The organism is Streptomyces sp. HSW2009, from assembly GCF_040240285.1.
Taxonomy (GTDB): Bacteria; Actinomycetota; Actinomycetes; order Streptomycetales; family Streptomycetaceae; genus Streptomyces.
Map to the genome: position 1 here is coordinate 1 of NZ_JBEHZD010000763.1, position 3,000 is coordinate 3,000.

Consider the following 3,000-nt stretch of genomic DNA (forward strand, 5'->3'; position numbering starts at 1 on the left):
GGGGCCCCGCGGGGCCCCCGGGCGTTGGGGGGGGGGGGGCGCCGTCGCGTGCTGCGGGTGGGGCGGGTTGCTCAGGCCGCGAGGCCGAGCGCCGCCATCCGCTTGGTGTGGGCCTCGGTGATCCGGGAGAACATCCGGCCGACCTCGGCCAGGTCGAAGCCGTCGGCCACGCCGCCCACCAGCATCGTGGAGAGCGCGTCACGGTCCGCGACCACCCGCTGCGCCTGCGAGAGCGCCTCGCCCATCAGCCGCCTCGCCCACAGCGCGAGCCGCCCGCCCACCCGCGGGTCGGCCTCGATCGCGGCCCGCACCTTCTCCACGGCGAACGTGGCGTGCCCGGTGTCGTCGAGCACCTGGAGCACCAGGGCGCGGGTGTCGGTGTCGAGCCTGGTGGCGACCTCGCGGTAGAAGTCGCTGGCGATCGAGTCGCCCACGTACGCCTTGACCAGGCCCTCCAGCCAGTCCGACGGCGCGGTCTGGCGGTGGAACTCGTCCAGCGCGGCGGCGAACGGCTCCATCGCCTCGTTGGGCTCGGCCTCGATCGCCGCGATCCGGTCCCGCAACCGCTCGAAGTGGTGGAACTCGGCCGACGCCATCTTCGCCAGCTCCGCCTTGTCGTCGACGGTCGGCGCGAGCTTGGCGTCCTCGGCCAGGCGCTCGAAGGCGGCCAGCTCACCGTAGGCGAGGGCGCCGAGCAGATCGATGACCGCGGCCCGGTACTGGGGTTCGGCGGAGGCCCGCGCCCAGTCCTGGGCGGCGATTCCGGTGGCCTCGGGGGCGGCGTCGGGCGTGCTGTCAGCGGCGTTGGGCGTCTCCATGACGCGCACAATAGTCCGCCGGCGGGCCGCTGGAAGCCCCTGGTCAACCCCGACGGTCCCGGCCGGCGGCGAGTGTGTTCATCGTCGCACTCAAACAAGCCTCCGGATGGACCGTCGTATCCGGGGTACAGTGGTAAGGAGCCCGCCCCTTACCGGCGGGTCGTTCCACGCATGCGGATGCCCGGTCGGTGGCCCGATCGGCTCCAAATCGACCGCCCTCCACGCGGCGCGTATGAGACATACGCACGGCGAGAGGGAACCGCTCGCGGTGTGCGCGCCCGAGCGGAGGCAGTGGTCCCGCGCCATCCGGCCCGTCCCCGGTCGGCACAAGTACCCGGTGCGGTACGACCCCCTCCGCCGCCTCGCGCCGCGTCTCACAGAAGAGGCAAGCATCCTGTCTACGTTTCGAGAACTCGGGATTCTCCCCGAGACCGCCGAAGCCCTTGAGGCCGTCGGCATCACGTCCCCCTTCCCCATCCAGGAAATGACGCTCCCGGTGGCCCTCAGTGGCACCGACGTCATCGGCCAGGCCAAGACCGGCACCGGCAAGACGCTCGGGTTCGGCCTGCCGCTGCTGGAGCGCGTCACCGTTCCCGCCGACGTCGAGGCCGGCCGGGCCACTCCTGACCAGCTCTCCGACGCCCCCCAGGCGCTCGTGGTCGTCCCCACCCGCGAGCTGTGCCAGCAGGTCACCAACGACCTGCTGACCGCAGGCAAGGTCCGTAACGTGCGGGTGCTGTCGATCTACGGCGGCCGGGCGTACGAACCGCAGGTCGAAGCGCTCAAGAAGGGCGTCGACGTGATCGTCGGCACCCCGGGGCGGCTGCTCGACCTGGCCGGTCAGAAGAAGCTCAACCTCTCCAAGATCCGCGGTCTCGTCCTGGACGAGGCGGACGAGATGTTGGACCTGGGCTTCCTGCCGGACGTCGAGAAGATCATCCAGTTCCTGCCGGCCCGCCGGCAGACCATGCTGTTCTCGGCGACCATGCCGGGTGCGGTCATCTCGCTCGCGCGCCGTTACATGTCGCAGCCCACGCACATCCGCGCCACCGCGCCGGACGACGAGGGCCAGACCGTCGCCAACATCACCCAGCACATCTTCCGCGCCCACTCCATGGACAAGCCGGAGTTGGTCTCGCGCATCCTCCAGGCCGACGGCCGCGGGCTCGCGATGATCTTCTGCCGGACCAAGCGGACCGCGGCCGACATCGCCGAGCAGCTCTCCCGCCGGGGCTTCGCCTCCGGCGCGGTCCACGGTGACCTCGGTCAGGGCGCCCGCGAGCAGGCGCTGCGCGCCTTCCGCAACGGCAAGGTCGACGTCCTGGTCTGCACCGACGTCGCCGCCCGCGGCATCGACGTCGAGGGCGTGACCCACGTCATCAACTACCAGTCCCCCGAGGACGAGAAGACCTATCTGCACCGCATCGGCCGCACCGGTCGCGCGGGCAACTCCGGCACCGCGGTCACGCTGGTCGACTGGGACGACATCCCGCGCTGGAAGTTGATCAACAAGGCGCTGGACCTGCCGTTCGACGAGCCGGAGGAGACCTACTCCACCTCGGCCCACCTGTACGAGCTGCTGTCCATCCCGGCCGGCACCAAGGGCATCCTGCCGCGGGCCGAGCGGACCCGGGCCGGGCTCGCCGCCGAGGAGATCGAAGACCTCGGCGAGACCGGTGGTCGGGCCGGGCGTGGTCGCAAGGCCGCGGCGGCGCCGACGGCCGAGCGGGAGCGCCCGGCGCGCACCCGCACCCCGCGCCAGCGCCGGCGCACGCGCGGCGGTGTCAACCTCGACGGTGCCGCGCCCGAGGCCGGCACCGCCACGACCGATGGTGACGGAGCGGCCGAGGCCGTCGCAGCGGTGGACGCCGCGGACGGCACCGCGGCCACCGCGCCCCGCACCCCGCGCCGCCGCCGGCGCACCCGCTCCGCTGCGGGTGCCGGAGCCGGCCAGCAGGGGACGGCGGACGGCGCCACGCAGACGCCGGCCAAGGCCGTCGAGGCCGTGGACACCGCTGCGGGCGCCGCGACCGGCGAGGCCACGGCCGCACCGGCCAAGCGGTCCCGCCCGGCGAAGAAGGCAGCGCCCGCGAAGGCCGCTGCCGAGGCGCCCGCTGCGGCCGAGACCGCGGCGGACGGTGCCGAGGCGCCCGCCGCCCACCCGCGGCGCCGGCGCGCCCGC

2 protein-coding genes are annotated in these 3,000 nt (G+C 73.5%); one reads left to right on the forward strand and one right to left on the reverse strand.

All coding sequences use genetic code 11. The features are described 5' to 3' along the window. Positions 1-71: 71 nt before the first annotated feature. Positions 72-818 carry a ferritin-like fold-containing protein gene (locus tag AAHZ94_RS31845; protein ID WP_349997188.1) on the reverse strand — a complete coding sequence of 249 codons (747 nt, stop codon included), beginning with the start codon at positions 816-818 and terminating at the stop codon, positions 72-74. 484 nt (positions 819-1,302) lie between these two features. Here AAHZ94_RS31845 and AAHZ94_RS31850 point away from each other — a divergent pair. Continuing rightward, the coding region (locus AAHZ94_RS31850) for a DEAD/DEAH box helicase (protein ID WP_502964846.1) at positions 1,303-3,000 on the forward strand (1,698 nt) is incomplete at its 3' end.